This window comes from Vibrio superstes (genome assembly GCF_003569005.1).
Classification (GTDB): domain Bacteria; phylum Pseudomonadota; class Gammaproteobacteria; order Enterobacterales; family Vibrionaceae; genus Vibrio; species Vibrio superstes.
Genome location: NZ_BCUR01000004.1, coordinates 2,386,582 through 2,409,343 on the forward strand (window position 1 = coordinate 2,386,582; position 22,762 = coordinate 2,409,343).

Annotated in this window: 22 protein-coding genes; 4 read left to right on the forward strand and 18 right to left on the reverse strand. The window is 45.7% G+C overall.

Annotation, left to right across the window (positions count from 1 at the left end):
* Window positions 1-55: 55 nt before the first annotated feature.
* The 3 genes from rlmM to thiI all read right to left on the reverse strand — a co-directional run bounded on the left by rlmM (window position 56) and on the right by thiI (window position 3,903).
* On the reverse strand, window positions 56-1,144 hold the full coding sequence (gene rlmM / locus D5I41_RS18860; RefSeq protein WP_119011125.1) for a 23S rRNA (cytidine(2498)-2'-O)-methyltransferase RlmM: 1,089 nt from the start codon (window positions 1,142-1,144) through the stop codon (window positions 56-58).
* Window positions 1,145-1,165: 21 nt separating this feature from the next.
* Window positions 1,166-2,119, reverse strand: a complete 954-nt coding sequence (locus D5I41_RS18865) for a transcriptional regulator GcvA (RefSeq protein WP_017028255.1) — start codon at window positions 2,117-2,119, stop codon at window positions 1,166-1,168.
* 335 nt (window positions 2,120-2,454) lie between these two features.
* Window positions 2,455-3,903: a tRNA uracil 4-sulfurtransferase ThiI gene (gene thiI, locus D5I41_RS18870; RefSeq protein ID WP_119011126.1), complete on the reverse strand. Its 1,449-nt coding sequence runs from the start codon at window positions 3,901-3,903 to the stop codon at window positions 2,455-2,457.
* 261 nt (window positions 3,904-4,164) lie between these two features.
* Between thiI and xseB the strand changes: the two genes are divergently transcribed.
* Genes xseB through dxs form a run of 3 tightly spaced genes read left to right on the forward strand, consistent with a single transcriptional unit; the run spans window position 4,165 to window position 7,191 of the window.
* Window positions 4,165-4,419 carry an exodeoxyribonuclease VII small subunit gene (xseB, locus tag D5I41_RS18875; protein ID WP_119011127.1) on the forward strand — a complete coding sequence of 85 codons (255 nt, stop codon included), beginning with the start codon at window positions 4,165-4,167 and terminating at the stop codon, window positions 4,417-4,419.
* Window positions 4,406-5,299, forward strand: coding sequence for a (2E,6E)-farnesyl diphosphate synthase (ispA, locus tag D5I41_RS18880; RefSeq protein ID WP_119011128.1), 894 nt, complete (start codon window positions 4,406-4,408; stop codon window positions 5,297-5,299). Before xseB ends, ispA begins: the two co-directional genes overlap by 14 nt.
* Window positions 5,300-5,325: 26 nt before the next feature.
* A complete protein-coding gene (dxs, locus tag D5I41_RS18885) occupies window positions 5,326-7,191 on the forward strand; it encodes a 1-deoxy-D-xylulose-5-phosphate synthase (protein WP_119011129.1) in 1,866 nt (621 codons plus the stop codon).
* A gap of 65 nt (window positions 7,192-7,256) precedes the next feature.
* On the opposite strand, the gene pgpA is transcribed toward dxs, so the two are convergent.
* From pgpA to D5I41_RS18955, 14 genes are all read right to left on the reverse strand, one after another.
* On the reverse strand, window positions 7,257-7,760 hold the full coding sequence (gene pgpA, locus D5I41_RS18890; RefSeq protein WP_119011130.1) for a phosphatidylglycerophosphatase A: 504 nt from the start codon (window positions 7,758-7,760) through the stop codon (window positions 7,257-7,259).
* Between the two features lie 32 nt (window positions 7,761-7,792).
* Window positions 7,793-8,761 (reverse strand): thiamine-phosphate kinase, encoded by a 969-nt coding sequence (thiL, locus tag D5I41_RS18895; protein WP_119011131.1) that lies wholly within the window; start codon window positions 8,759-8,761, stop codon window positions 7,793-7,795.
* A gap of 97 nt (window positions 8,762-8,858) precedes the next feature.
* On the reverse strand, window positions 8,859-9,329 hold the full coding sequence (nusB, locus tag D5I41_RS18900; protein ID WP_017028262.1) for a transcription antitermination factor NusB: 471 nt from the start codon (window positions 9,327-9,329) through the stop codon (window positions 8,859-8,861).
* Window positions 9,329-9,799, reverse strand: a complete 471-nt coding sequence (gene ribH, locus D5I41_RS18905; RefSeq protein WP_017028263.1) for a 6,7-dimethyl-8-ribityllumazine synthase — start codon at window positions 9,797-9,799, stop codon at window positions 9,329-9,331. The genes nusB and ribH overlap by 1 nt, the downstream gene beginning before the upstream one ends.
* Window positions 9,800-9,937: 138 nt before the next feature.
* Window positions 9,938-11,047 (reverse strand): bifunctional 3,4-dihydroxy-2-butanone-4-phosphate synthase/GTP cyclohydrolase II, encoded by a 1,110-nt coding sequence (ribBA, locus tag D5I41_RS18910; protein ID WP_017028264.1) that lies wholly within the window; start codon window positions 11,045-11,047, stop codon window positions 9,938-9,940.
* Window positions 11,048-11,092: 45 nt separating this feature from the next.
* Entirely contained in the window at window positions 11,093-11,749 is a 657-nt protein-coding gene (locus D5I41_RS18915; RefSeq protein WP_119011132.1) for a riboflavin synthase, read from the reverse strand.
* A 13-nt stretch (window positions 11,750-11,762) separates the two neighbouring features.
* Window positions 11,763-12,860, reverse strand: a complete 1,098-nt coding sequence (gene ribD / locus D5I41_RS18920; RefSeq protein ID WP_119011133.1) for a bifunctional diaminohydroxyphosphoribosylaminopyrimidine deaminase/5-amino-6-(5-phosphoribosylamino)uracil reductase RibD — start codon at window positions 12,858-12,860, stop codon at window positions 11,763-11,765.
* 36 nt (window positions 12,861-12,896) lie between these two features.
* Window positions 12,897-13,346: a transcriptional regulator NrdR gene (gene nrdR / locus D5I41_RS18925; RefSeq protein ID WP_017028267.1), complete on the reverse strand. Its 450-nt coding sequence runs from the start codon at window positions 13,344-13,346 to the stop codon at window positions 12,897-12,899.
* A 236-nt stretch (window positions 13,347-13,582) separates the two neighbouring features.
* Window positions 13,583-14,833: a glutamate-5-semialdehyde dehydrogenase gene (locus tag D5I41_RS18930; protein WP_119011134.1), complete on the reverse strand. Its 1,251-nt coding sequence runs from the start codon at window positions 14,831-14,833 to the stop codon at window positions 13,583-13,585.
* 28 nt (window positions 14,834-14,861) lie between these two features.
* A complete protein-coding gene (gene proB / locus D5I41_RS18935; RefSeq protein WP_119011135.1) occupies window positions 14,862-15,971 on the reverse strand; it encodes a glutamate 5-kinase in 1,110 nt (369 codons plus the stop codon).
* Window positions 15,972-16,083: 112 nt separating this feature from the next.
* Window positions 16,084-16,473, reverse strand: a complete 390-nt coding sequence (gene crl, locus D5I41_RS18940; RefSeq protein ID WP_119011136.1) for a sigma factor-binding protein Crl — start codon at window positions 16,471-16,473, stop codon at window positions 16,084-16,086.
* Between the two features lie 110 nt (window positions 16,474-16,583).
* Window positions 16,584-17,822, reverse strand: coding sequence for an esterase FrsA (gene frsA / locus D5I41_RS18945; protein ID WP_119011137.1), 1,239 nt, complete (start codon window positions 17,820-17,822; stop codon window positions 16,584-16,586).
* Between the two features lie 116 nt (window positions 17,823-17,938).
* Window positions 17,939-18,403, reverse strand: a complete 465-nt coding sequence (gpt, locus tag D5I41_RS18950) for a xanthine phosphoribosyltransferase (protein WP_017028272.1) — start codon at window positions 18,401-18,403, stop codon at window positions 17,939-17,941.
* 27 nt (window positions 18,404-18,430) lie between these two features.
* Entirely contained in the window at window positions 18,431-19,723 is a 1,293-nt protein-coding gene (locus D5I41_RS18955; RefSeq protein ID WP_119011138.1) for an NCS2 family permease, read from the reverse strand.
* 944 nt (window positions 19,724-20,667) lie between these two features.
* Between D5I41_RS18955 and D5I41_RS18960 the strand changes: the two genes are divergently transcribed.
* Window positions 20,668-22,140 (forward strand): aminoacyl-histidine dipeptidase, encoded by a 1,473-nt coding sequence (locus D5I41_RS18960; RefSeq protein ID WP_119011139.1) that lies wholly within the window; start codon window positions 20,668-20,670, stop codon window positions 22,138-22,140.
* Window positions 22,141-22,206: 66 nt separating this feature from the next.
* On the opposite strand, the gene D5I41_RS18965 is transcribed toward D5I41_RS18960, so the two are convergent.
* Window positions 22,207-22,743: a DUF3332 family protein gene (locus D5I41_RS18965; protein WP_119011140.1), complete on the reverse strand. Its 537-nt coding sequence runs from the start codon at window positions 22,741-22,743 to the stop codon at window positions 22,207-22,209.
* Window positions 22,744-22,762 lie beyond the last annotated feature (19 nt).

Genomic DNA, 22,762 nt, shown 5'->3' on the forward strand with positions numbered 1-22,762 from the left:
AAAAACGGTCACCCTAACGTCGTCAGGATGACCGCTCACATCTAGTTAAAGCCGATTACCAACCTAGGTTAGTATGCGACTGTACATGTACCGTAATCTCTTCACGGTCATGGTAAAGGTGCTTTGCTTGCAAGGTAAACTTGATACCATTTTCTTTCAAAAAGATCTTCAAGTTCTCGATATCACCAAGCACCTCATCGTAGCGACCCTTCATAGGCAACTTGAGGTTAAAAATCGCCTCTTTACACCAGCCTTTGATGATCCACTCACCCATTAATTGAGCAACACGCGATGGCTTCTCAATCATGTCGCACACTAGCCAAGTGACATTCTTACGCGGTGGTTCAAACTTAAAGCCATCCACTTGTTGGTGCTTCACTTGCCCTGTATCCATTAGGCTTTGTGCCATCATACCGTTATCAATAGCGTGAACGAACATAGAGCGCTTCACCAACTGATATGTCCAACCGCCGGGACAAGCGCCCAGATCCACAGCCCACATACCTGATGCTAATCTTTCTTCCCACTCACTCTTTGGGATAAAGACATGAAATGCCTCTTCGAGCTTAAGCGTCGAACGACTTGGAGCATCTGAAGGGAACTTCAAGCGAGGAATGCCCATAAAGAACTGTGAGTTATTGTTGGCATAAGAGTACCCAACATAACACTTACCTGGTTCAACAAAGCACAGGTGCATTACAGGCTTTTTCAGGTTGTCTTTCTTGTACAACAACCCTTTGCCACGCATTGCTTGCCTTAATGGCACGGTAAACTTGCGGCAGAACTTCAATAGCTCTTTTGCTTCATTGGTATCGGGGGTCTCTACTCGTAGGTCACCGCAAGTTGGAACGCCCTCTTGCTCTGCTAACGCATCTAAGATAGGCGAAATGCGATCTGATTCTGGCAGTTCTTCCAAACTCGCTGCAACAGCAAACATTTGGCGAGCAAAAATAAGCGTTTTGAAGTCAATCTCACGCACCAAGCGTTCCGCATCCCCTTCGGTGTAACATTCAAACAGAACATAGCCACTGTTGCGCTTAACGCGGGGGAAACCAAACACCTCAAGGTTGTTTGCCTTGTCTTGAATCTCGCCAGCACAATCTTTCTCAAAGCCTGCACGGCAATATAAAATAACCTGTTTCAAGTTAAACCTCGTTTCAATGCGTTAAGAAGCTTCAACGCTCGACGCTATCGCGTCTAAAATATTCTCATCTTGGCTAATAGAAGGCACACCTTCGCTCGCCGCTATACTCAGCATCCAGTCTCTAAATGTAGCAATTCGTCCAACGTCTGCTTGTTTCTCATGACACACCACATAAAAGGCATTCTTACTCACCAGTACTTCATCAAAAGGACTGATTAATCTACCTGCCTCAATCTCGGGTTGAGCCAACACGTTATTGCCTAACGCAATACCTTGTCCGTGAACCGCCGCCTGCAACACCATGGTTGAGTGACTAAAGATTGGACCGTGATTTACATTGATCCCTTCTAGATGATGCTGACGAGCAAACTGCTTCCAGTCCTTACGCGAAGTATCATGTAACAAAGTGTGTTTCGACAGGTCACTTAATGAACCTAGCGGTTTCACACCGTCTAACAAACGTGGTGCACAAAGAGGGATCAAATACTCTTGATACAATTTGTCAGCACGTAATCCGTGCCAATTTCCGCGTCCATAGTAAATGGCCACATCAACGTCATCGGTTAATGAGCCATCGTCCATATCGACCGCTTTGATACGAACGTCAATATCGGGCTCTTGCTCATTAAAATCAGCAAGCCTAGGAACAAGCCATTGGATAGCAAAGCTAGGCTGTAGACTGATGGTCAAAGAGCCTTTTTCACTGCGCTCTAGCACCTTATCGGTGGCCTCTGACAGGGAAGTAAAGATATCCTTAATATCAAGGAAATAGCTCTGCCCTTCTTCAGTCAACAGCAAGGAGCGGTTGCGTCTCCTAAATAACTTTAAGCCTAAATATTCTTCAAGCGCTTTCACTTGATGGCTGACAGCAGCTTGAGTAACAAACAGCTCTTCAGCTGCCCGTGTAAAGCTCAGATGACGTGCAGCTGCTTCAAAAACCTTCAGTGATTTTAGTGGGGGTAATCTTCTTGCCATTCGCTCTTATCTAGCATTAGTTTTTTTTATCTGAAACATTATAAATTGTCCGTTGTTCAACAGCCAGAGAAAATCTATATTGCGTCCCACGCGACAGGGGTCTAAACGGCATGCCTTTGGCATGGATCCCTACTTGCGATGTTGTGTTTGTGAGCTCATTTTGAGCACGGTAGTTTCTACCACTGCTTGGTTTTAACCGAAGCATACTTCCAATTTAATGAACTTGTCTGTCATTTTCGCACCGCTCCATTGAGCGGTGTTTTTTTATGCCTGAAATAAAAAATAAAGCCGAGATCAGAGTGACTGACCTCGGCTAAAATTAGCTTATGTGATGACTAAGGGCGATACACTTTAATATTACTAAAGCCTTGCTCCTGCAAGTACAACGCCTGCAAGCGACTCATTACACCACGGTCACAGTACAGTAGGTACGTTTTAGACTGGTCAAGATCACCAAACTTAGTCGCCAGTTTGTAGAATGGAAGATGCTCAACCTCCACACCGTCGATCTCAAGAGGGTTATCGTCTTCTTCTTCTGGACTACGAATATCAAGCACAATAGCGTGCTCTTGAACCGCTGTTACTTGCTCGACTTCAGGCGCTTGTTCTAGGCTTTCCTTTTCGATATCGCGAATATCCATAACTCGACTCTCGCTAACTACTCGTTCTAAAACAGAAAAATCAAAGTTCTGCTCTTGAGCTTCAAGCTTACCTTTAACGGCTTTAACCGTAGGTTTGCGTGAAATAACGCCACAATACTCAGGCATTACCTTGGCAAAGTCTTCAGTGCCAATAATACGAGACAAGTCGATGATGTCTTCTTTGTCCCAGTTAATCAGCGGGCGAAGGATTAGCGTATCGGTTACGCCGTCGATATGACGTAGATTGGTTAGAGTCTGGCTAGATACCTGACCTAGTGCTTCACCCGTAACCAGAGCTTCAATCTTAAAGCGATCGGCAATCATGCCACCAGCACGCATAAACATACGCTTAAGCACTACGCCCATTTGGCCGTCTTCAACGTTCTCTAAGATCTCAGCAACCACAGGTTCAAAGTCTACAGAGATAAACTTCACCTTCGCAGAAGAGCCGTACTTCTTCCAAAGGTAGTGCGCGACTTGCTTAACGCCAATCTCATGCGCAGGTCCACCCAGGTTAAAGAAACAGTAATGGGTTTTTGAACCACGCTTAATATGCAAATAACTAGACACACCAGAATCGAAACCACCAGAAATCAGGCTCAATACATCCTCTTGCGTACCAAGAGGGAAGCCACCCAAACCTTTATGGCGAGCCAACACTTGGTTTAGTTTTTCACCCGTCACTTCAATGTTAACCGTAACATCTGGACGAGTAAGCTTAACCTTGGCGCTCTCAACCGCTTGATTCAAACCACCGCCTACATAACGTTCTAGCTCAATGGAGGAGAAGTCGTGTTTACCGCGGCGCTTAGCACGTAGGGCGAAGCTCTTGCCTTCGATACGATCACGGCTCAACTCAAGCACTTGCTCGAAGATGTCATGCATATCAGTGAACTCTGTTTGCTTGACCTCTAACGAGTGATGAATACCCGGAGTTTGCGTCAGAATTTCCAGCACTTCTTGGTAGTATTGATGACTATCAGAAGAAACCTCAATATGATCCCTACGATTGAATACTGCCACTGATTCTGTGCGACGCTGGATGATAATCCTGAGATTGCACTCCAGAATACGTATGAAGCGTTTTCTCACTGATTCGCTTTTTACAAAAATTTCTGGATGTGGTTTTACAATAAACTTCATAGGTAACTTCACTTCTGATTAGTCGATGACTTGAGTCTAGCCTAAATTATTCTGCTGATTGGAAATGCAGGGATAATTGAGGGCGACGAATTATATACCTATTTAAGGCAGAGTAAAAATAAAACAACTCACTTGTCTGTTCATTTAACTATCAGAAAATGAACTAAAGTTAGTGATATCGCAGGATTTTTAACTGCTAAAATTGACCATAACTCCTGCCTGAGTTACCTTTCCCAGATCCCAGCGTAGAAAAGAATGAACATGGCGACCAAAAAACCAGAGAATATGAGTTTTGAAGAGTCTCTCAAAGAGCTCGACAGCATAGTCAATCAGCTTGAACAAGGTGATCTCGAACTCGATTCTGCATTAAAGAATTTCGAACGTGGTATTGCACTGGCTCGCGCTGGTCAATCCAAGTTAGACCAAGCAGAACAACGTGTTTCAATCTTGATGGAAAATCAGGTTGAAGCGACTCCTCAAGATTTCAAATTTGAATCTGGCAATGACCCATTTTAAACAGCAACTTGAAAGCTACCAGAAGCGCAATAACCAACAACTAGAGACCTGGTTAGACTCTTTACACTCTCAAGACAATAACCTGATTCAGGCAATGCGCTATGGGCTATTATTGGGTGGTAAGCGTGCTCGGCCTTTTCTTGTTTACGCGACTGGTTCAGTGTTTGGTTTAAGCGATGACTCTTTAGATACGCCGGCTTCGGCCATCGAATGCATTCATGCTTATTCTCTAATTCATGATGACCTGCCTGCTATGGACGACGATGAATTACGTCGTGGTAAAGCGACATGCCATATTGAGTTTGATGAAGCGACCGCTATTTTAGCCGGTGATGCTTTGCAGACTTTAGCCTTTAGCATCTTGGCTGAGGGCAAACTTGCCCCTCAAGCGGAAAGCTACCGTATAAAGATGGTACAAAGCTTGGCAAGTGCCTCTGGAGCATCTGGGATGTGCCTTGGGCAATCCCTAGATTTAGAGGCAGAAAATCGTCAAGTCTCTCTAAACGAGCTAAAACTGATTCATCGCAATAAAACAGGCGCGCTGATAAAATCGGCCATTCAGTTGGGTGCATTAGCCGCCGGTGAGCAAGGTATTGAGCAATTGCCTCGTCTTAATGCCTTTGCAGAAACGATAGGTCTGGCTTTTCAAGTTCAGGATGACATTTTAGACATCACTAGCGATACACAAACGTTAGGCAAGCCTCAGGGCTCCGACCTAGCGTTAAACAAATCGACCTACCCTTCGCTTCTCGGACTTGAGGGAGCGCAGGCAAAAGCCACACAGTTGTTAGAAAAAGCCTTGCTAGAGCTGGAAGGCATTCCTTACAACACTGACCTCCTAGAGCAGTTTGCTCGCTATGTGGTCGAAAGAAAGAACTAATTACTCACTTATCAGCGCGAATACATATGACACTTGATATCTCGAAATACCCAACATTGGCATTGGCCAACACGCCTGATGAGTTGCGCTCTCTTCCTAAAGAGACGCTTCCAACACTTTGTGATGAACTGCGTACTTACCTTCTCAACAGCGTAAGTCAATCCAGTGGCCACTTAGCTTCAGGTTTGGGTACGGTCGAGCTTACCGTTGCCCTGCACTACGTCTATCAAACCCCTTATGATCAACTTTTGTGGGACGTGGGACATCAGGCTTATCCACATAAAATCTTAACCGGTCGTCGTGAGCAAATGCCAACCATTCGTCAAAAAGACGGTTTGCATCCTTTCCCTTGGCGAGGTGAGAGCGAATATGACGTACTTTCGGTAGGACACTCTTCCACTTCTATCAGCGCTGCTCTTGGTATCGCCATTGGTGCGGAAAAAGAAGGCAAGAATCGTAAGGTTGTTAGCGTTATCGGTGATGGCGCTATCACTGCAGGCATGGCGTTTGAGGCGATGAATCATGCAGGTGACATTCACCCAGACATGCTTGTAGTACTCAACGATAACGAGATGTCTATCTCTGAGAACGTGGGGGCACTGAACAACCACCTTGCTCAAGTGTTATCAGGCAGTCTGTATACCTCTATTCGCGAGGGCGGTAAGAAAGTCTTATCCGGCGTACCACCGATTAAAGAGTTAGTTCGTCGTACTGAAGAACACCTGAAAGGTATGGTTGTTCCTGGCACCATGTTTGAAGAGCTAGGGTTCAACTACATAGGCCCTGTTGATGGACACGATGTACTCGAGCTCGTTAAAACACTGAAGAACATGCGTCACCTTAAAGGGCCGCAGTTCCTGCACATCATGACCAAGAAGGGCAAGGGCTATGAGCCTGCTGAGAAAGACCCTATTGGCTATCATGGCGTTCCTAAGTTTGACCCGGCGACAAGCTCATTACCAAAGAGCAAGGGTGGCAAGCCAACCTTCTCTAAAGTCTTTGGCGACTTCCTTTGTGATATGGCAGCGCAAGACCCTAAGCTGATGGCAATCACGCCAGCTATGCGTGAAGGCTCTGGCATGGTGCGCTTCTCCAAAGAGTTTCCAAAGCAGTATTTTGATGTGGCAATAGCTGAACAGCACGCTGTGACTTTAGCGACCGGTTTAGCTATCTCAGGTAACAAGCCTATTGTGGCGATCTACTCCACCTTCTTACAGCGTGGCTACGATCAGCTTATACATGATGTCGCCATCATGAATCTGCCCGTGTTGTTCGCTATTGACCGTGCAGGACTTGTCGGCGCGGATGGTCAAACCCATCAGGGTGCCTTTGATCTCAGCTTTATGCGTTGCATCCCTAACATGATGATTATGGCACCAAGCGATGAAGACGAGTGTCGTCAGATGCTTTACACCGGCCATCAACATCAGGGGCCGGCCGCGGTTCGCTACCCAAGAGGCAGTGGCATTGGCGCTGAAATTCAGCAATCATTTACTGCCCTTGAGATTGGTAAAGGCCGAGTGGTTCGCAAGGGTAGCAAGGTTGCTATCTTGAGCTTTGGTACCTTCCTTGACAATGCACAGCAAGCTGCAGAGCAACTTGACACCACAGTGGCCGATATGCGCTTTGTTAAGCCTCTAGACGAAGCGTTAATACAGCAATTGGCCGCAGAGCACGATGTATTGGTGACGATCGAAGAGAACGTCATTGCGGGCGGTGCAGGTAGCGGTGTTGTGGAATACCTAATGTCGCAAAAAATCGCTAAACCCGTATTAAACCTAGGTCTTCCAGACCGATTTATTGCTCAAGGTACACAAGAAGAGATGCACGCTGAGCTAGAGCTCGATGCTAAAGGCATTCAGCGTCAGATTGAAGAGTATCTAGAAAAGTAGAGCGTTGCTATGGCTCTTTGGTCCTATGGAAATACCCACAGGGCCATAGGGCCACAGAACCACCGTTAAACCCAGCCCAAACCCCAGCCAAGTAACGCCAAGCACAATCCAGCCATCACACCGGCTAGGATGTCATCAATCATAATACCGAAGCCACCGTGGACATGTTTGTCTAGGTAGCTAATTGGCCATGGTTTTACCATGTCGAAGAAGCGGAATAATACAAAGCCAGCGATGAGCCAGCGCCACTCATTGGCCGGAATACTCAATAGTGGAACCACTAGCATGGTAATCCAAAATCCTGCAAATTCATCCCATACGATAGAGCCGTGATCATGAACGCCCATATCCTTGGAAGTCACATCACAAATCTTGATGCCGATAATGCAGCTGAGTAATACAACCACCGCATACGCCCCCAATGGCAACTGCACTAAGGCTAAGTAGAGCGGAATAGAGGCCAAGGTGCCCATAGTGCCAGGGATGATCGGTGAGAGCCCACTACCAAAACCTGTTGCTAATAGATGCCATGGGTTGTCTAACGAAATCTTATCAAGGGGATTGCTCATTGAGTGTCTCTAAGTCGTTATAGTCAATAGATTCAAGCACGAAAGTGGTCAAAACCGGCCACATTCTCTTGTAAGGCTTTGTTATTACGAAACAGTTTCAAGGTTTGAGAATCAGTGATCTCTCCAACCTCAGTGACCTGAACGCCTTCATTTTTCGCAGCCAGACGCACTGACTCTATCAGATGTTGTGGCACGGTAAAACAAAGCTCGTACTCTTCACCGCTTTTTAATGCATAGCTCTGAGCAGTTTGCTTACTCTCGCAAAACTTAACCAGTTCTTGAGAGACAGGGAGCTTATCGCAATGTAAATCAGCACCGACATTAGAGCGCTCCATGATGTGCTTTATATCCGAAATCAAGCCATCTGAGATATCGATGCAGCTACTCGCTTTACCCCTTAGGAGCATACCCAAGCTCGCTCTAGAGCTTGCGCAGTAATGGCGTCGTTCAAGCTCCGAGGCATTGGGGAGAAGGCGTTTGTCTTCATCAAGTATCACCTCAAGGCCAGCATGACTATCACCAAGAGATCCGCTGACAAAGACCTTATCGCCAACCTTCGCACCTGAGCGCAAAAGCGCCTGCTTATCAGGAACAAAACCATGAATGGTGAGCGTAATACTCAGTGGACCCCGCGTGGTATCTCCACCAATCAATTGAAGATTATGGCTATCCGCAAGACTGAAGAATCCTTCACAAAACCCTTCAAGCCATTGTTCATCAGGCTCAGGCAGTGAGATTGCCATGGAGACCCAAGCAGGCTCTGCCCCCATAGCAGCCAAATCGCTGATGTTGGAGGCGAGCGCCTTATGCCCTACCCACTTAGGATTGGCATTTTCAAGAAAGTGAGTACCAGCAACTAAGGAGTCAGTACTGACAGCAATCTGAGTATCAGGAGGGGAAACCAGCAGTGCGCAGTCATCGCCTTGAGATAATTCAACATCACTTCGTTTTAGCTTCTGTTTAGCAAAGTACTTGCTAATCAGCTCAAACTCTCCTGCCACACTCACTCCCTTTCATTCACTTAATCAACACATACAAAAAAGGTCAGCAGATGCTGACCTTTATAACTATATGATTTTCAACAATCGGTTTCGACTATTATTTGTTTTTACGAAGTGATGGTGCTGCTTTATCAAGCACACCGTTAACGAACTTGTAGCTGTCTTCTGCAGCAAACACTTTCGCTAATTCAATCGCCTCGTTGATAACAACTTTATGAGGAACGTCTTCACGACGCGTCATCTCATAAATCGCTAGACGAAGTAGAGCCAGTTCCATCATGTCTAAGTCCTGCATAGGACGAGAAAGGAATGGACGTAGCTTGCTGTCGAGCTCTTGGTGAGACAGTGCAACACCAGTCAACAGGTCACGGAAGTATGCTACATCTGTCTCTTGTTCATTTAACGCTGGCTCGTCAGCATGGGTGTCTTCTTCACCATACTTTCCAGCGGACAAAAACTGTTCTTCTACAGTTGCGATATTCTCTTTAGTGATCTGCCAAGAATATATAGCTTGTAGAGCAAATTGACGTGCATTACGACGTGCGGCTGGTTTCACACTGGCCCCCATTAGGAATCGATTTCAGAAAGAACGTTGATCATCTCTAGCGCGCTCAGTGCAGCCTCTGCACCTTTGTTACCAGCCTTGGTTCCAGCGCGCTCGATAGCTTGATCTATGGTATCAACAGTCAAAACACCAAATGCTACTGGTAAGCTGTACTCCAGTGACACTTGTGCTAGACCTTTATTACACTCACTACAAACATAGTCGAAGTGTGGCGTTCCGCCACGAATTACCGTACCTAGAGAAACGATAGCATCGTATTTCTCTGTACGAGCAACACGTTGAGCAACAAGTGGTAATTCTACCGCACCTGGACAACGCACTACTGTAATATTCTCTTCTGCAACCTGTCCATGTCGCTTCAAGGTATCGATAGCACCAGACAACAAGCTTTCATTAATGAAGCTGTTAAAACGCGAAATTACTATAGCAATTTTTGCATTGGGTGCTGGAAATCCACCTTCGATGACTTTCATAAGTTTTCCTTCAACTATCTCATGAGCGAGAATCGCCGGATTCTAGCACAATAATGTGACTAGGATCTAATATCATTTCAGCTAATTCTCGAGTTATTGGTTAAACGGGTCAAAACAGCGACCCATCCATATTCATTGTTATTCACACACGTATTCTACAACGTCCAGACCAAAGCCTGACAGAGAGTGGTAACGTTTGTTACTTGATGACATCAGCTTCATCTTGCTTACGCCCATATCAGCCAAGATTTGTGAGCCTACACCTACGCGACGTGATGTGCCCTGTTTCTTAGCCATAGTAGGCGCTTCACCTTTGTCTTGCTGTTCAAATGCTTTCAGCTTGTGGATGAGCTGCTCATTTGTTTCCTCGTGACCAAGAACAACAAGAACACCGCCCTCTTCTCCAATGCGTTTCATCGCTTTGTCGAGAGACCAACTGCGATCAGAATCGCGGTTAGAGTGCAGTAAATCCGTAAAGGTGTCTTGTAAGTGAACACGCACTAGACAGGGTTCTTCAGAAACCTCGCCTTTGCGAAGCGCGTAGTGAACTTGATTGTCAATGGTGTCACGGAACGTCACCATATCAAAGTCACCGAACTCAGTTGGCATTTTGCATTCCGCTACGCGCTCAATCGTTGTTTCGGTATTGTTGCGGTACTCAATCAGATCAGCAATCGTACCTAGTTTAACGTCATGCTTTTCAGCGAAGATCTCAAGATCAGGGCGACGTGCCATCTCACCGTCGTCTTTTAGTATCTCGACGATAACCGATGCAGGCTCACAACCCGCTAGGCGTGCTAAATCACAGCCAGCCTCAGTGTGTCCAGCACGTGTTAGTACACCACCATCTTGCGCAGATAGAGGGAAAATGTGTCCTGGTTGTACTAAGTCAGCAGCCTTTGCATCAGCCGCGACTGCCGCTTGTACCGTCACAGCGCGGTCAGCAGCAGAAATACCTGTAGTCACACCTTCAGCAGCTTCAATTGAAACGGTAAACGCCGTTGAGTACTGAGCATTGTTATCTTGCACCATAGGAGGAAGACCAAGACGCGCACAGCGCTCTTGAGTCATGGTCAGACAGATAAGACCGCGTCCGTAGGTTGCCATGAAGTTGATGGCTTCAGGAGTAATATGTTCCGCAGCCATGATAAGATCGCCTTCGTTTTCGCGGTCTTCATCATCCATTAGGATAACCATCTTACCTAAGCGAATATCTTCAATAATTTCTTGCGGTGAGCTGATAGGCATTTTTTCTTTCCTAGTTAAGTGTCTGTCGCACGCGTATAGAAACGACTATGCAAAGCCGTTTTGTTGTAAAAATTCCATCGTTATAGTAGAGGAACCTTGTTGCTGATTCGAGCCCATACCAAGCAATCGCTCCATATAGCGAGCAAGGACATCGACCTCAAGATTGACTCTTCTGCCAACCTCAAATTCATCAATAATGGTTTGTTCTGACGTGTGTGGCACGATAGTAAGTTTAAAACCATTCTTACGTAAATCATTCACCGTTAGGCTAATACCATCGACGGTAATAGAGCCTTTCTGAGCGACATAGCGCTCAAGACCTGAAGGCATTTCAACCCAGTATTCTACTGCGCGACCCACAGGAATGCGTTCAACTATAGTACCCACGCCATCCACGTGCCCTGAGACAATGTGGCCACCAAAGCGAGTGGTAGGTAGCATGGCTTTTTCTAGGTTTACTCTGTCGCCCACCTGATATTGACTAAAGCCTGTTTTCGTCAACGTTTCTACAGATAAGTCTGCGGTGAACGAACGATTATCAAATCGTACAACCGTCAAACAAATACCATTGGTGGCAATACTGTCACCCAATTTGACATCAGACATGTCCAGGTTTCCGGTTTCCACCGTGATTGAGATGTCTTCGCCCTGATTTGTAATGCTAGAGAGCGTGCCAACGGCTTCAACAATACCGGTAAACATAGTAATTCCTACTCTATTTTGATGTTTTGAACGTAGCAACCAATTTAATATCCGGCCCTACTTGGGTGAGTTGTTCAATGTTCAGATCAATGGTTTGGTCCATGCTGGTTAAACCCAATAGGTTAATCAAGCCACGACCATCGGTTCCCATGATCTTTGGTGCCAAATAGACAACAAGCTCATCGACTAGCTGCTGTTCTATGAAACTAGCAGCGAGTGTCGCTCCAGCTTCCACCCAGATGTGGTTTATATTGTGCTCACGAGCAAGCTTTGCAAGTAGCTCGGGTAAATCAATGTGCTTTTGTTGGCTATTTTTTTGCTCAGAAATCACCAACACATTGCCTTCTGTATGAAACAGGCGCAGTTCTTGAGTGAGTTCTGGGGTCATGTTTTGCTGACGATCTAAGATAACACGCAGCGGCTGTCTAACCTCACCCTCTGGATACAAGGACTGGATTTCATCTGGCAGTTCGGCAAAGCGCACGTTCAAAGAGGCATTATCATCAATCACTGTTTTTGAGCTAGAGAGAATCGCGCCCGATTGTGCGCGATAAAGCTGAACGTCTGCACGCGCTTGGCTACTGGTTATCCACTGGCTTTGACCATTACTAAGAGCTGTTTTGCCGTCTAGGCTAGCTGCCATTTTGAGTTGAACCCACGGCAAACCTGTGCGCATTTTTTTCAAAAATGGACGGTTGATTCGTTCCGCTTCAGATTCCAGTAGACCTACCTGAACCTCTATACCCGCCTCTTGTAGCATGGCGATACCATTGCCAGAGACTTGCGGATTCGGGTCTTGCATCGCGCAGATAACACGGGAAACCCCCGCCTTAATCAGTCCTTCAGCACAAGGGGGCGTGCGCCCATAATGAGAGCAAGGCTCCAGTGTTACATAGGCTGTTGCACCTATGGCCTTTTCACCTGCCATACGCAACGCATGCACTTCCGCATGCGGGCCACCCGCACGAATATGATAGCCGTGGCCAACAATAGTTTCGCCTTGAGTAATGACACACCCAACATTGGGGTTTGGGTGTGTGGTAAAGCGGCCTTTTTCAGCCAACTTTATCGCTTTCGCCATCATCTGATGGTCAAATACAGAAAAACTCATTTATGACTCTTTGAGGTTGAAAATCTATTCTAAGAGTTAGTCTTCTAGTCTGGCGATCTCTTCACCAAACTCGCGGATATCTTCGAAGCTACGATAAACAGACGCAAAACGAATGTAGGCAACCTTATCTAATTCTTTCAATTGCTCCATCACAAGGTTTCCAATCATATCGCTGGAAACCTCTCTCTCACCAGTCGCTCGAAGCTTAGATTTGATAACACTCATAGAAAGCTCTACCGCATCAGCACTTACTGGGCGTTTTTCAAGTGCACGATGCAAACCGTTAGATAATTTATCTTCATTGAAGGGTTCACGGTTTCCATTGGACTTAATCACCTTTGGCATCACCAACTCCGCGGTCTCAAAGGTGGTAAAGCGTTCACTACATGCTAGGCATTGGCGACGACGGCGTACTTGATGCCCGTCAGCAACCAATCGGGAATCGATTACTTTCGTCTCATTCTCTGAACAAAATGGGCAGTGCATACAAGCTCCATAGTTTTACGATGAAAGGGGACACTATGCTGATATTACTAGTGAGTATTATTAACAATGCAATTTGATCTGGTTAGTGTAACGGATTTAGTGATTTGATTCGAGGGTGAAGCCCTATCCCTAAGCATCAAAAAAGGGCTCTGTGATAGAGCCCTCATTACTTTTTATGTCAAAATCTTAATAACCTGAATCATCTTGGTTTTCAGACCGTTACCCACAGGGGTTAATTATGGTCTTGGTAAGTAGTTACCCTTTCCAACCCATTTATAACTGGTGAGTTCTTCTAAACCCATAGGGCCGCGAGCGTGCAGTTTTTGCGTCGAAACCGCCACCTCAGCTCCTAGACCAAACTGAGCACCATCAGTAAAGCGCGTAGACGCATTCACATAAACCGCAGCCGAACCTGCCGCGTTAATAAAGCGCTCTGCGTTGTAGAGGTCATTGGTCATGATCGCATCGGAGTGGCTCGCATTGTGCTCACGCATATGCTCGATTGCTTCATCCACATCTTTAACTACCTTTACGCCCAAAATAAAGGCAAGCCATTCAGTGTCAAAGTCTCCATCCGTCGCTTCACGAAGCTTTGCGGCATTGGTTAAATACGGCAATGCAGAAGCATCAGCCACAAACTCCACCTTGTCGCTCAATTGGTTAGCAAGCTTGCCTAGAAACTTTTCGGCGATAGCTTGGTGAACCAGCAAGGTATCCAAAGAATTACACGCAGAAGGACGCTGCACCTTAGAGTTTTCTACTACTGTTAACGAGCGCTCAATATCCGCACTCTCATCAACATACACATGCGAAATACCAAAGCCACCAATGATCACTGGGATAGTACTGTTCTCTTTACACATTTTATGTAAACCAGCACCACCACGAGGGATGATCATGTCAACGTAGTCATCTAGCTTCAATAGTTGAGAAACAAGCTCGCGATCTGGCTTTTCAATGTATTGAACCGAAGCGGCAGGCAACCCTGCTTGCTCTAGTGCCGTTTGAATAACCTTGACCAACGCCATGTTTGAATGGAAGGTCTCTCTGCCGCCACGCAAAATACTGGCGTTACCGGTTTTAAGGCACAAAGAAGCAATATCAATGGTCACATTTGGACGAGCTTCGTATATCACACCGACTACACCTAAAGGCACTCGTCTGCGAGATAGCGATAAGCCGTTTTCCAACACGCGGCTGTCTAGTTCACTGCCAATAGGGTCATTTAACTTGATGACATTACGAACGTCATCAGCAATTGCCGATAATCGAGCTTCATTTAACAACAAGCGGTCAAGAAGCGCCTCGCTCATGCCAGCTTCACGACCGTTTTGAATATCAATGGCATTCGCTTCTAGAATAATTTTCGACTGCTTCTCAAGCTCATCAGCCATAATCGCTAGGGCTTGGTTTTTCGTTGCTGTGGTCGTCGTTGCTAGGGCAAAAGACGCTTGTTTTGCGCGCTGGCCAAGTTGAATTAGATCCACTGTGTCATCCTCTATAATTTCTAAGCTCTTAATCTTGCATCATAACTAAATCGTCACGGTGTACTACTTCGGAGCCATAGTCATAGCCCAAAGCTTCACCTATTTGTTTGCTGTGCATGCCCTTTATCTGGCGCGTATCGTCACAGGAATAGCTAACTAGGCCTTTAGCAATCAAGATTCCAGATTGACTGATAACTCGCGCAACTTCACCGCGAGCAAAGTTACCATTAACGCCAATAACACCTTTAGCGAGAAGGCTGCTGCCTTTGGTTTGTAGTGCTTTCACAGCGCCTTCATCGATAACAATCTCACCCGTTGCCGCAGGGCCTGCCAATATCCAGCGCTTACGATTTTCAAGGGCTTCAGGAAGCGCTACGAAGCGCGTACCACTAGGCGAAGAGGAAACACTCTCAAGCACCACATCTTGCGCACTTCCGGCAGCAATGATCACCTCAATACCAGCACGACGAGCAATGTCAGCGGCTTGCAGTTTAGTCGCCATGCCACCGGTACCTAACGTCGTGCCACTGCCACCGGCGATTTTACGCAAGGTTTCGTCAATAGTGGTCACTTCTCGAATCAACTCAGCTTCAGGGTTGTTTCTTGGATCGGCGGTAAATAAACCGGGCTGATCGGTCAGTAGCAATAGCGTGTCCGCTCCGCACAGGATCCCTACCAACGCCGATAGATTATCGTTATCGCCTACCTTGATCTCGGTAGTCGCCACCGCATCGTTCTCATTCACTATAGGGATAATGTCATGCTCAACTAAGGCATTAATCGTATCTCTAGCGTTTAGGAAGCGTTCTCTGTCTTCCAGATCAGCACGAGTCAGCAACATCTGGCCAATCTTTAGGCCATAGATAGAAAATAACGACTCCCACACCTGGATAAGGTGTGATTGACCGACCGCAGCTAAGAGTTGCTTGCTTGCCATTGAGTTGGGGAGTTTGGGGTGTCCTAGATGCTCTCGCCCGGCGGCAATCGCGCCAGAGGATACTAGTACTAGGTTATAGCCACGCTGTTTCAATTCTGCGCATTGGCGCACGAGATCAACCATGTGGGCGCGGTTTAGGAACTGAGAGCCCCCAGTTAGCACACTTGTGCCAAGTTTCACCACAACTGTCTTAGCTTGCATTTGTTACTCAATGATACTGATAAAAGAGTCTCATTTTTAGCAAGCTGAGACCCGATGCACAAGTAAAAAAACAAAAAGGCGCCCTAAGGCGCCTTGAATAACGGTTTTTTCACTAAGCGATAGCTTCTGAGTCTTCATGCAGAGCGAATTCTAGCGCGAATTGCTCACTCAGCTGTTTCTGCACTTTGGCTTGAAAAACACTTTGAGTGCGCTGAACTTCGGCTTCTGCGGCAGCTGGAAGCTTTTCATCTATCCATGCGCCTGACGCGTTGTACATGCCGTGATGAAAGCGAGCGGTACAGATATTTTCATCATCTTGCTTTTCTAGTTCCATCCACCAGCCCCAAAACTCTCGGCACTCTGGTGATTTAGTGTCGTCGACACAAACAGACAAACAATCGAACAAGAATAGATTGGGTTTACATTCCGCTTCACGTAGATAAGGACCAATCGCTTTGAGCTTTGCGATCATGCGATGATAAGTAGGTTGGTTACCTGGCATAATAACTCCATTTATTTATGCTTCGCCATGCACAACAACGCACAGCGAATTTTATGTTGCTCATCAGTTACATAAGCAACACTTATAGTGCCATTAAATTAACATCTTTGTCACGATTTTAATTCTTCAAGAAGCCAGTCTATCGCCAAGTTTAATGATTTTTGGTATCCAGAGCTCAAATTTTTGGAAGGGATCTTCACCGCTTTTCCTACCTTACTCGACATTGCGATCAATTTATTATCGCTATGCGGCGCTACCGGGTCGCCTTCCAAAGAGATAGCGAGCAATGGCACATTGGTGCGACGAGCCGCGAGCAAGCCTTGAGTGCGAAGAGACCATGCTGACATCTGCCCTGCCAAGCTTTGAATATCAATGGGCGATTTACCTAAACGAGACCCAAGAACATCGAGATACATCTTCGACATGTTCGCCAGCTTGTCTGGATTAGCAAAGATATCGTGTACAGGAGAACCTATTGCAACGCATGCCTTAATTCTGTCTTGCTCCAGAAAACTTAAGCGAACCAAAGCATTGCCTCCAAAGCGGAAGCCAAGCAGTCCTACCTTCCAATGATCCACAAAAGGAACTTCAGGTAGATAATCTAGCAACGCCTTATGCAGGCAGCTTGTATCTTCTGAAAGCGTCCATTGACTGCTCTTACCCACCGATGGCATATCAATGGTAAGCATTGCAAATTCATTAGGAGCCAAGTGATCTAGGAACAACTTCCACATATCGGTTTGTACGCTATCTAGCCCAGCACAAACAATCACTACAGGTAACGGGCGTTCAGTATGCGGCAAATGCAAATTCGCCTGCACCGTTTTGCCTTTATATGGCACATTCAGTTGCTTGAACACATACTTGCTCGCATGGGATGCTTCTTCGTACGCCTTGTTCGCCAATACTTGAGCTTGTAGGGATAGATTATCGCCTTTGATATGTGGGTATGCTGCAATGCTGAAATAAAGGCTCGCTTTATAGAGAGCCTCGGCGGCGTCATCACCCTTTAAATCGGCTGCGCGTTTTTGATGAATCATCCCTGCGTGAGTCCATTCATAGGCCCAGTTTCCCGAACGAAAGCCCATGACAGTATCTAGCCATTCGTCGTTGCTTCGAGAATGTTCAGATGAGGAGATACGCGCAAGCACTTGATCTTGTTCAATGGGGTCTGCCCCCTGCCAAATCCATTGCAATCGGCGCAGATTACGATACCAAGAGTGCTGTGGCTTATTCTCTAAGATGCTCAGGCTACTTGGCATGTACTGCGTTAAGCCAGAGGTTTCCTTGGCTTGTAAATGCTTTGAAAAGAGCTGTTCGGAAAGATTTTTTTTGTGTTCTTCAGTCATATGAGAGGCATCTTCGAATTGAACTTATGCTTAAGCATAAACAAAAAATGCCTCTAAATAGAGGCATTTAATATAAAAATTATTTTGCGATACTTTGCGAGCATCGGAAGAGCGAATTACTTGCGTTTGCGATTAATTGGCTCAACGAACTGCAGCTGCATGTCCCAAGGTTGCTCAATCCAAGTCTCTTGAGCGATATCGACAACGTAATCGTCCAGTAGCTCAGCGCCAGAAGGCTTTGCACATACCGCGATCAATTTCGCTTTAGGGTACATTTCACGTAGCTTACGTGCAGTGTCACCACTATCCACTAAATCTTCAACGATTAGGAAACCTTCGCCATCACCTTCAGGAGCTTTAAGTACGCTCATGTCACGTTGATGATCATGGTCGTAGCTTGAGATGCAAATAGTATCAACGTAGCGGATACCTAATTCACGAGCAAGAATCGCAGCAGGTACTAGGCCACCACGGCTCACACCCCAGATACCTTTCCACTGTTCAGCAGGCATTTGGCGAGCAGCAAGCTCACGACAGTTTGTCTGCATTTCATCCCAGGTGATGATGTATTTTTTTGGCATAACTTGAAAACCTATTTAATGACGCGTTTAAGCGGTCAAAACATATTTTAGGATAAAGACAGCAGACATAACCCAAACACTCATGGAAACGTCGCGTCCCTTACCGCTCAACAATTTGATTGCAGCGTAAGAGATGAAGCCTAGAGAGATACCCTCTGCGATAGAGAACGTTAGAGGCATTAGCAAGCAAGTTACTACTACAGGAGCAGCTTCTGTAATGTCACTCCAGTCAATGTTCACTAGACCAGAAAGCATCAGGATAGCTACATAAAATAGCGCTCCTGCTGTCGCATAGGGCGGAATCATACCCGCTAATGGAGAAAACAGCAAAGCCAATAGGAAAAGTACACCTACGGTTACTGCAGTCAAACCAGTACGACCACCAGCAGCAACACCAGCGGTTGATTCTACGTATGATGTGGTGTTAGAAGTACCAAGCAAAGCACCTACAGAAGTGGCTGTAGAGTCAGCTAGTAGTGCTTTATTAAGACGAGGTAGCTTGCCATCTTCTTTGATTAGGTTTGCTTTAGTTGCAACACCAACCAACGTGCCCGCTGTATCAAAAAGGTCAACAAATAAGAATGCGAAAATAACTGAGATCATGCCAACTTCAAATACACCAGCAAAATCCAGTTGCATGAATGTTGGAGCAAGACTCGGTGGAGTTGACATTAGGCCGTTGTATTGCACATCGCCAAAAATCAGACCGAAAACGGTAACGCAAAGGATAGCGATCATAACCGCACCACGAACGCCGCGGTGAACAAGAGCGATAGTAATAAAGAAGCCAACAGCTGCCAGAACCGCATTCAAACTCGTGATATCACCAAGAGAAACAAATGTTGCTGGGTTATCTACTACGATGCCGGCGTTCTTAAGGCCGATAAACGCAAGGAATAAACCAATACCCGCAGAGATACCTGTACGCAGAGACATAGGGATTGAATTAATAATCCACTCGCGAATACGGAACAAGCTAAGCAAGATGAACAAGATGCCCGACACAAATACCGCTGCCAGTGCAACCTGCCACTCATAACCCATGCCAAGAACAACGCCATAAGTAAAGAAGGCGTTAAGACCCATACCTGGGGCTTGAGCAATTGGGTAGTTAGCGTAAAGACCCATGATGAAACAACCAATAGCCGCAGCTAAACAGGTTGCTACAAATACAGCACCGTGATCCATGCCAGTTGCAGACAACATCGACGGGTTAACAAAGATGATGTACGCCATTGTCAGGAAGGTAGTCATACCTGCAATGATTTCCGTGCGAACCGTGGTACCGTGTTCACGTAGTTTGAATAGCTTCTCGAGCATAATCAATTCCTAAAAGTTTCTAAAAGTAATCGTTTGCGTATCTAAATTGGCGTGAATTATAGTGAGTAACATCACGAAATACCATACTGTTTTGGCTATAAATTCATTTGGATCACTTTATGTGTAGGTCACTAATGTACACGCTTACATTAACTCATTGATATATATAACTATGAAAGACTTAATTCCCTCGGAAAAACGAGGCTAATATTTCATCTTGTCTTAAAGTTACAACTCAAAAACTACAGATCAGCACTTATGTAGCACATAGAAATAAGCCTCTTACCCAGTAATCATCAGAAGAGCACTCAAACTAACATCATCCCCACTCGTTCATCACCATTGATTGCCTTCAAATGAGAAATTCAGGCGAAAAAAAAGCCGCTCCAAACTGGGCGGCTTATGAAATCAGTAATAAATTTCCAATATATCAGGGGTGAACCGAAGTTCAATCACATGCTTAAAAACCCTATAAATAGGGTTGAAACTCTATATGAAATACATCTTTAGCTGACAAGCCATCGACGTACCCATCTAAAATCCCAAGACTAATTAGTTAAAAATCAACAAATTAGTACTTTAATTCAGCATAGATACAGACAAAATGATGAGCGGGGTGGCTCATAGAAGGGTAGTCTGTATCGACAGGGTTAATATTACCGATCCTGTAATTTAATTACAAGTATTTTTCTTGGGTGAGGGCGTAAAAATCCAAAACAGGCTATTTTACGACCTGTTTTGGTAATTTAATTTCACACGTAAAATAAATAACTTAACCTCAATTGCTTCACTATCGCGTCACAAATGATAATAAAACTTACTCAACAGTTACGAGTTTGCCTGTCCAACCCTACTTCACAGTGATATCCTGCCCACAATTCGTCGGCCTACTCGAGGCCGAATTGAGTACTTAGTTGCTATCTGTATGCATGAAGGAGTATTACATGTCCCAATTTCTCAGCGAGATCACTCAACAAACTCAAAATCCAATCTGGCCATTCTTCGATAAGATCTGTTCTATCCCTCATCCATCTAAGCATGAACAAGCGTTGGCCGATCACATTGTTGCCTGGGCTAAAGAGCAAGAATTAGAAGTTAAAGAAGATGCTGTAGGCAACCTTTTCATCAAAAAGCCTGCAACTCCTGGTATGGAAAATAAGAAAGGTGTTGTGTTACAAGCGCACATCGACATGGTTCCTCAGAAGAATGAAGATACCATTCATGACTTTACTACCGACCCGATCCTTCCGTATATCGATGGCGAATGGGTAACGGCAACGGGCACGACACTAGGTGCAGATAATGGTATTGGTATGGCGTCATGCCTTGCTGTTCTTGCATCAAACGATATTGCTCATGGCCCAATTGAAGTACTGCTGACCATTGATGAAGAAGCGGGCATGACCGGTGCTTTCGGTTTACAGCAGGGTTGGCTTGAAGGAGACATCCTTCTTAATACGGACTCTGAGCAAGAAGGCGAAGTGTACATGGGTTGTGCCGGTGGCATCGACTCTAGCCTTGAGTTCGCTATCGAGCGTGAAGATGCTCCGCAAGACTCTGTGGCTAAAAAACTGATCTTGAAGGGCTTGAAAGGCGGCCATTCTGGCTGTGATATTCACACTGGTCGTGGCAATGCAAACAAGTTGCTGGCTCGTTTTCTTGCCGGCCATGCCGAAGAGCTAGAACTGAGACTGATTGATTTTACCGGTGGTAGCCTGCGCAATGCCATCCCTCGTGAAGGCTCAGTTACCCTTGCCCTGCCACAAGCAAATGTAGCTAAACTTGAAGATATGTACGCAGCTTACACTGACATGCTTAAAGCCGAGTTAGGCGCTGTTGAAACGAATCTGGTGACCTTTGTGGAAGATGCACAAGCTCAATTCGGTGTTTTCTCAACTCAAAGCCAGCAATCATTCATTGCTGCACTTAACGCATGCCCAAATGGCGTGATTCGAATGAGTGATGCCATTGAAGGCGTAGTGGAGACCTCTCTTAACCTTGGTGTGATTACTACAGAGCAAGATAAAGTGACGGCGCTTTGCTTGATTCGCTCTCTTATCGACTCTGGTCGTAGCCAAGTGGAAAGCATGCTGACGTCAGTTGCTACACTGTCCGGTGCTAAGATCGCATTTTCTGGTGCGTACCCTGGTTGGAAGCCTGATGCAGATTCAGAAATCATGGCTATCTTCCGAGACATGTACCAAGAAGTGTATGGTCACAAACCCAACATTATGGTGATTCATGCCGGTCTTGAGTGTGGTTTATTTAAGAAGCCTTATCCAAACATGGATATGGTGTCGTTTGGCCCAACCATTAAATTCCCTCACTCTCCTGATGAGAAAGTGAAAATCGACACTGTGGATTTGTTCTGGGAACAGATGGTGAACCTACTTAAGCATATCCCTGAGAAAGCATAAGTTTTCTGTTTCAAGTACTAAAAAGCCGAGCATTTAGCTCGGCTTTCTTATGTCTCGAACAAAGCGTTATGCTTTAGTTGCTGCTAGTTCTTCAAGTTGAGAAAGCGTAGTTTCAGACATTAGCTCACCGTTGTAGTAGTAGCTAACTTTTTCGCCGTCACGTACACCCATGATCAATGCCTTGTCGCCATTGTTGTAGGTTACGTTCATTTGAATCGTATTTGCATCAATTGCTTCGAATGTAGATGATTCAACCTGACGCATGGAAATTGGGTCTAGAGGAGCTTCCGTCAGAGAAGGGTCTAAATCTTCGTTCATGTTGTACATAGTCTTCGTTTTTGTATCGAAGATGTGTGGCTTACCATTGATTGGGTTTTTACCTGCCCAGAATTCGATGGAGTTAAAGATCAAGGCATCCACCGCAACAGTCAGCGCGTACACAGGCGCAAGAAGCATGTTCACGCCACCACGAGCATAACGGTTATCAACTACTTCAAGGTTGAACTTCATTACGTAGCCAGTAACAGCATTCGAACCAATACAACCACTTAACGAAGCAGCAACAACTGCTAACCCCACTGCCTTTAAGCCAAATTTTTTCATGCTATGAATCCTTCAAGTT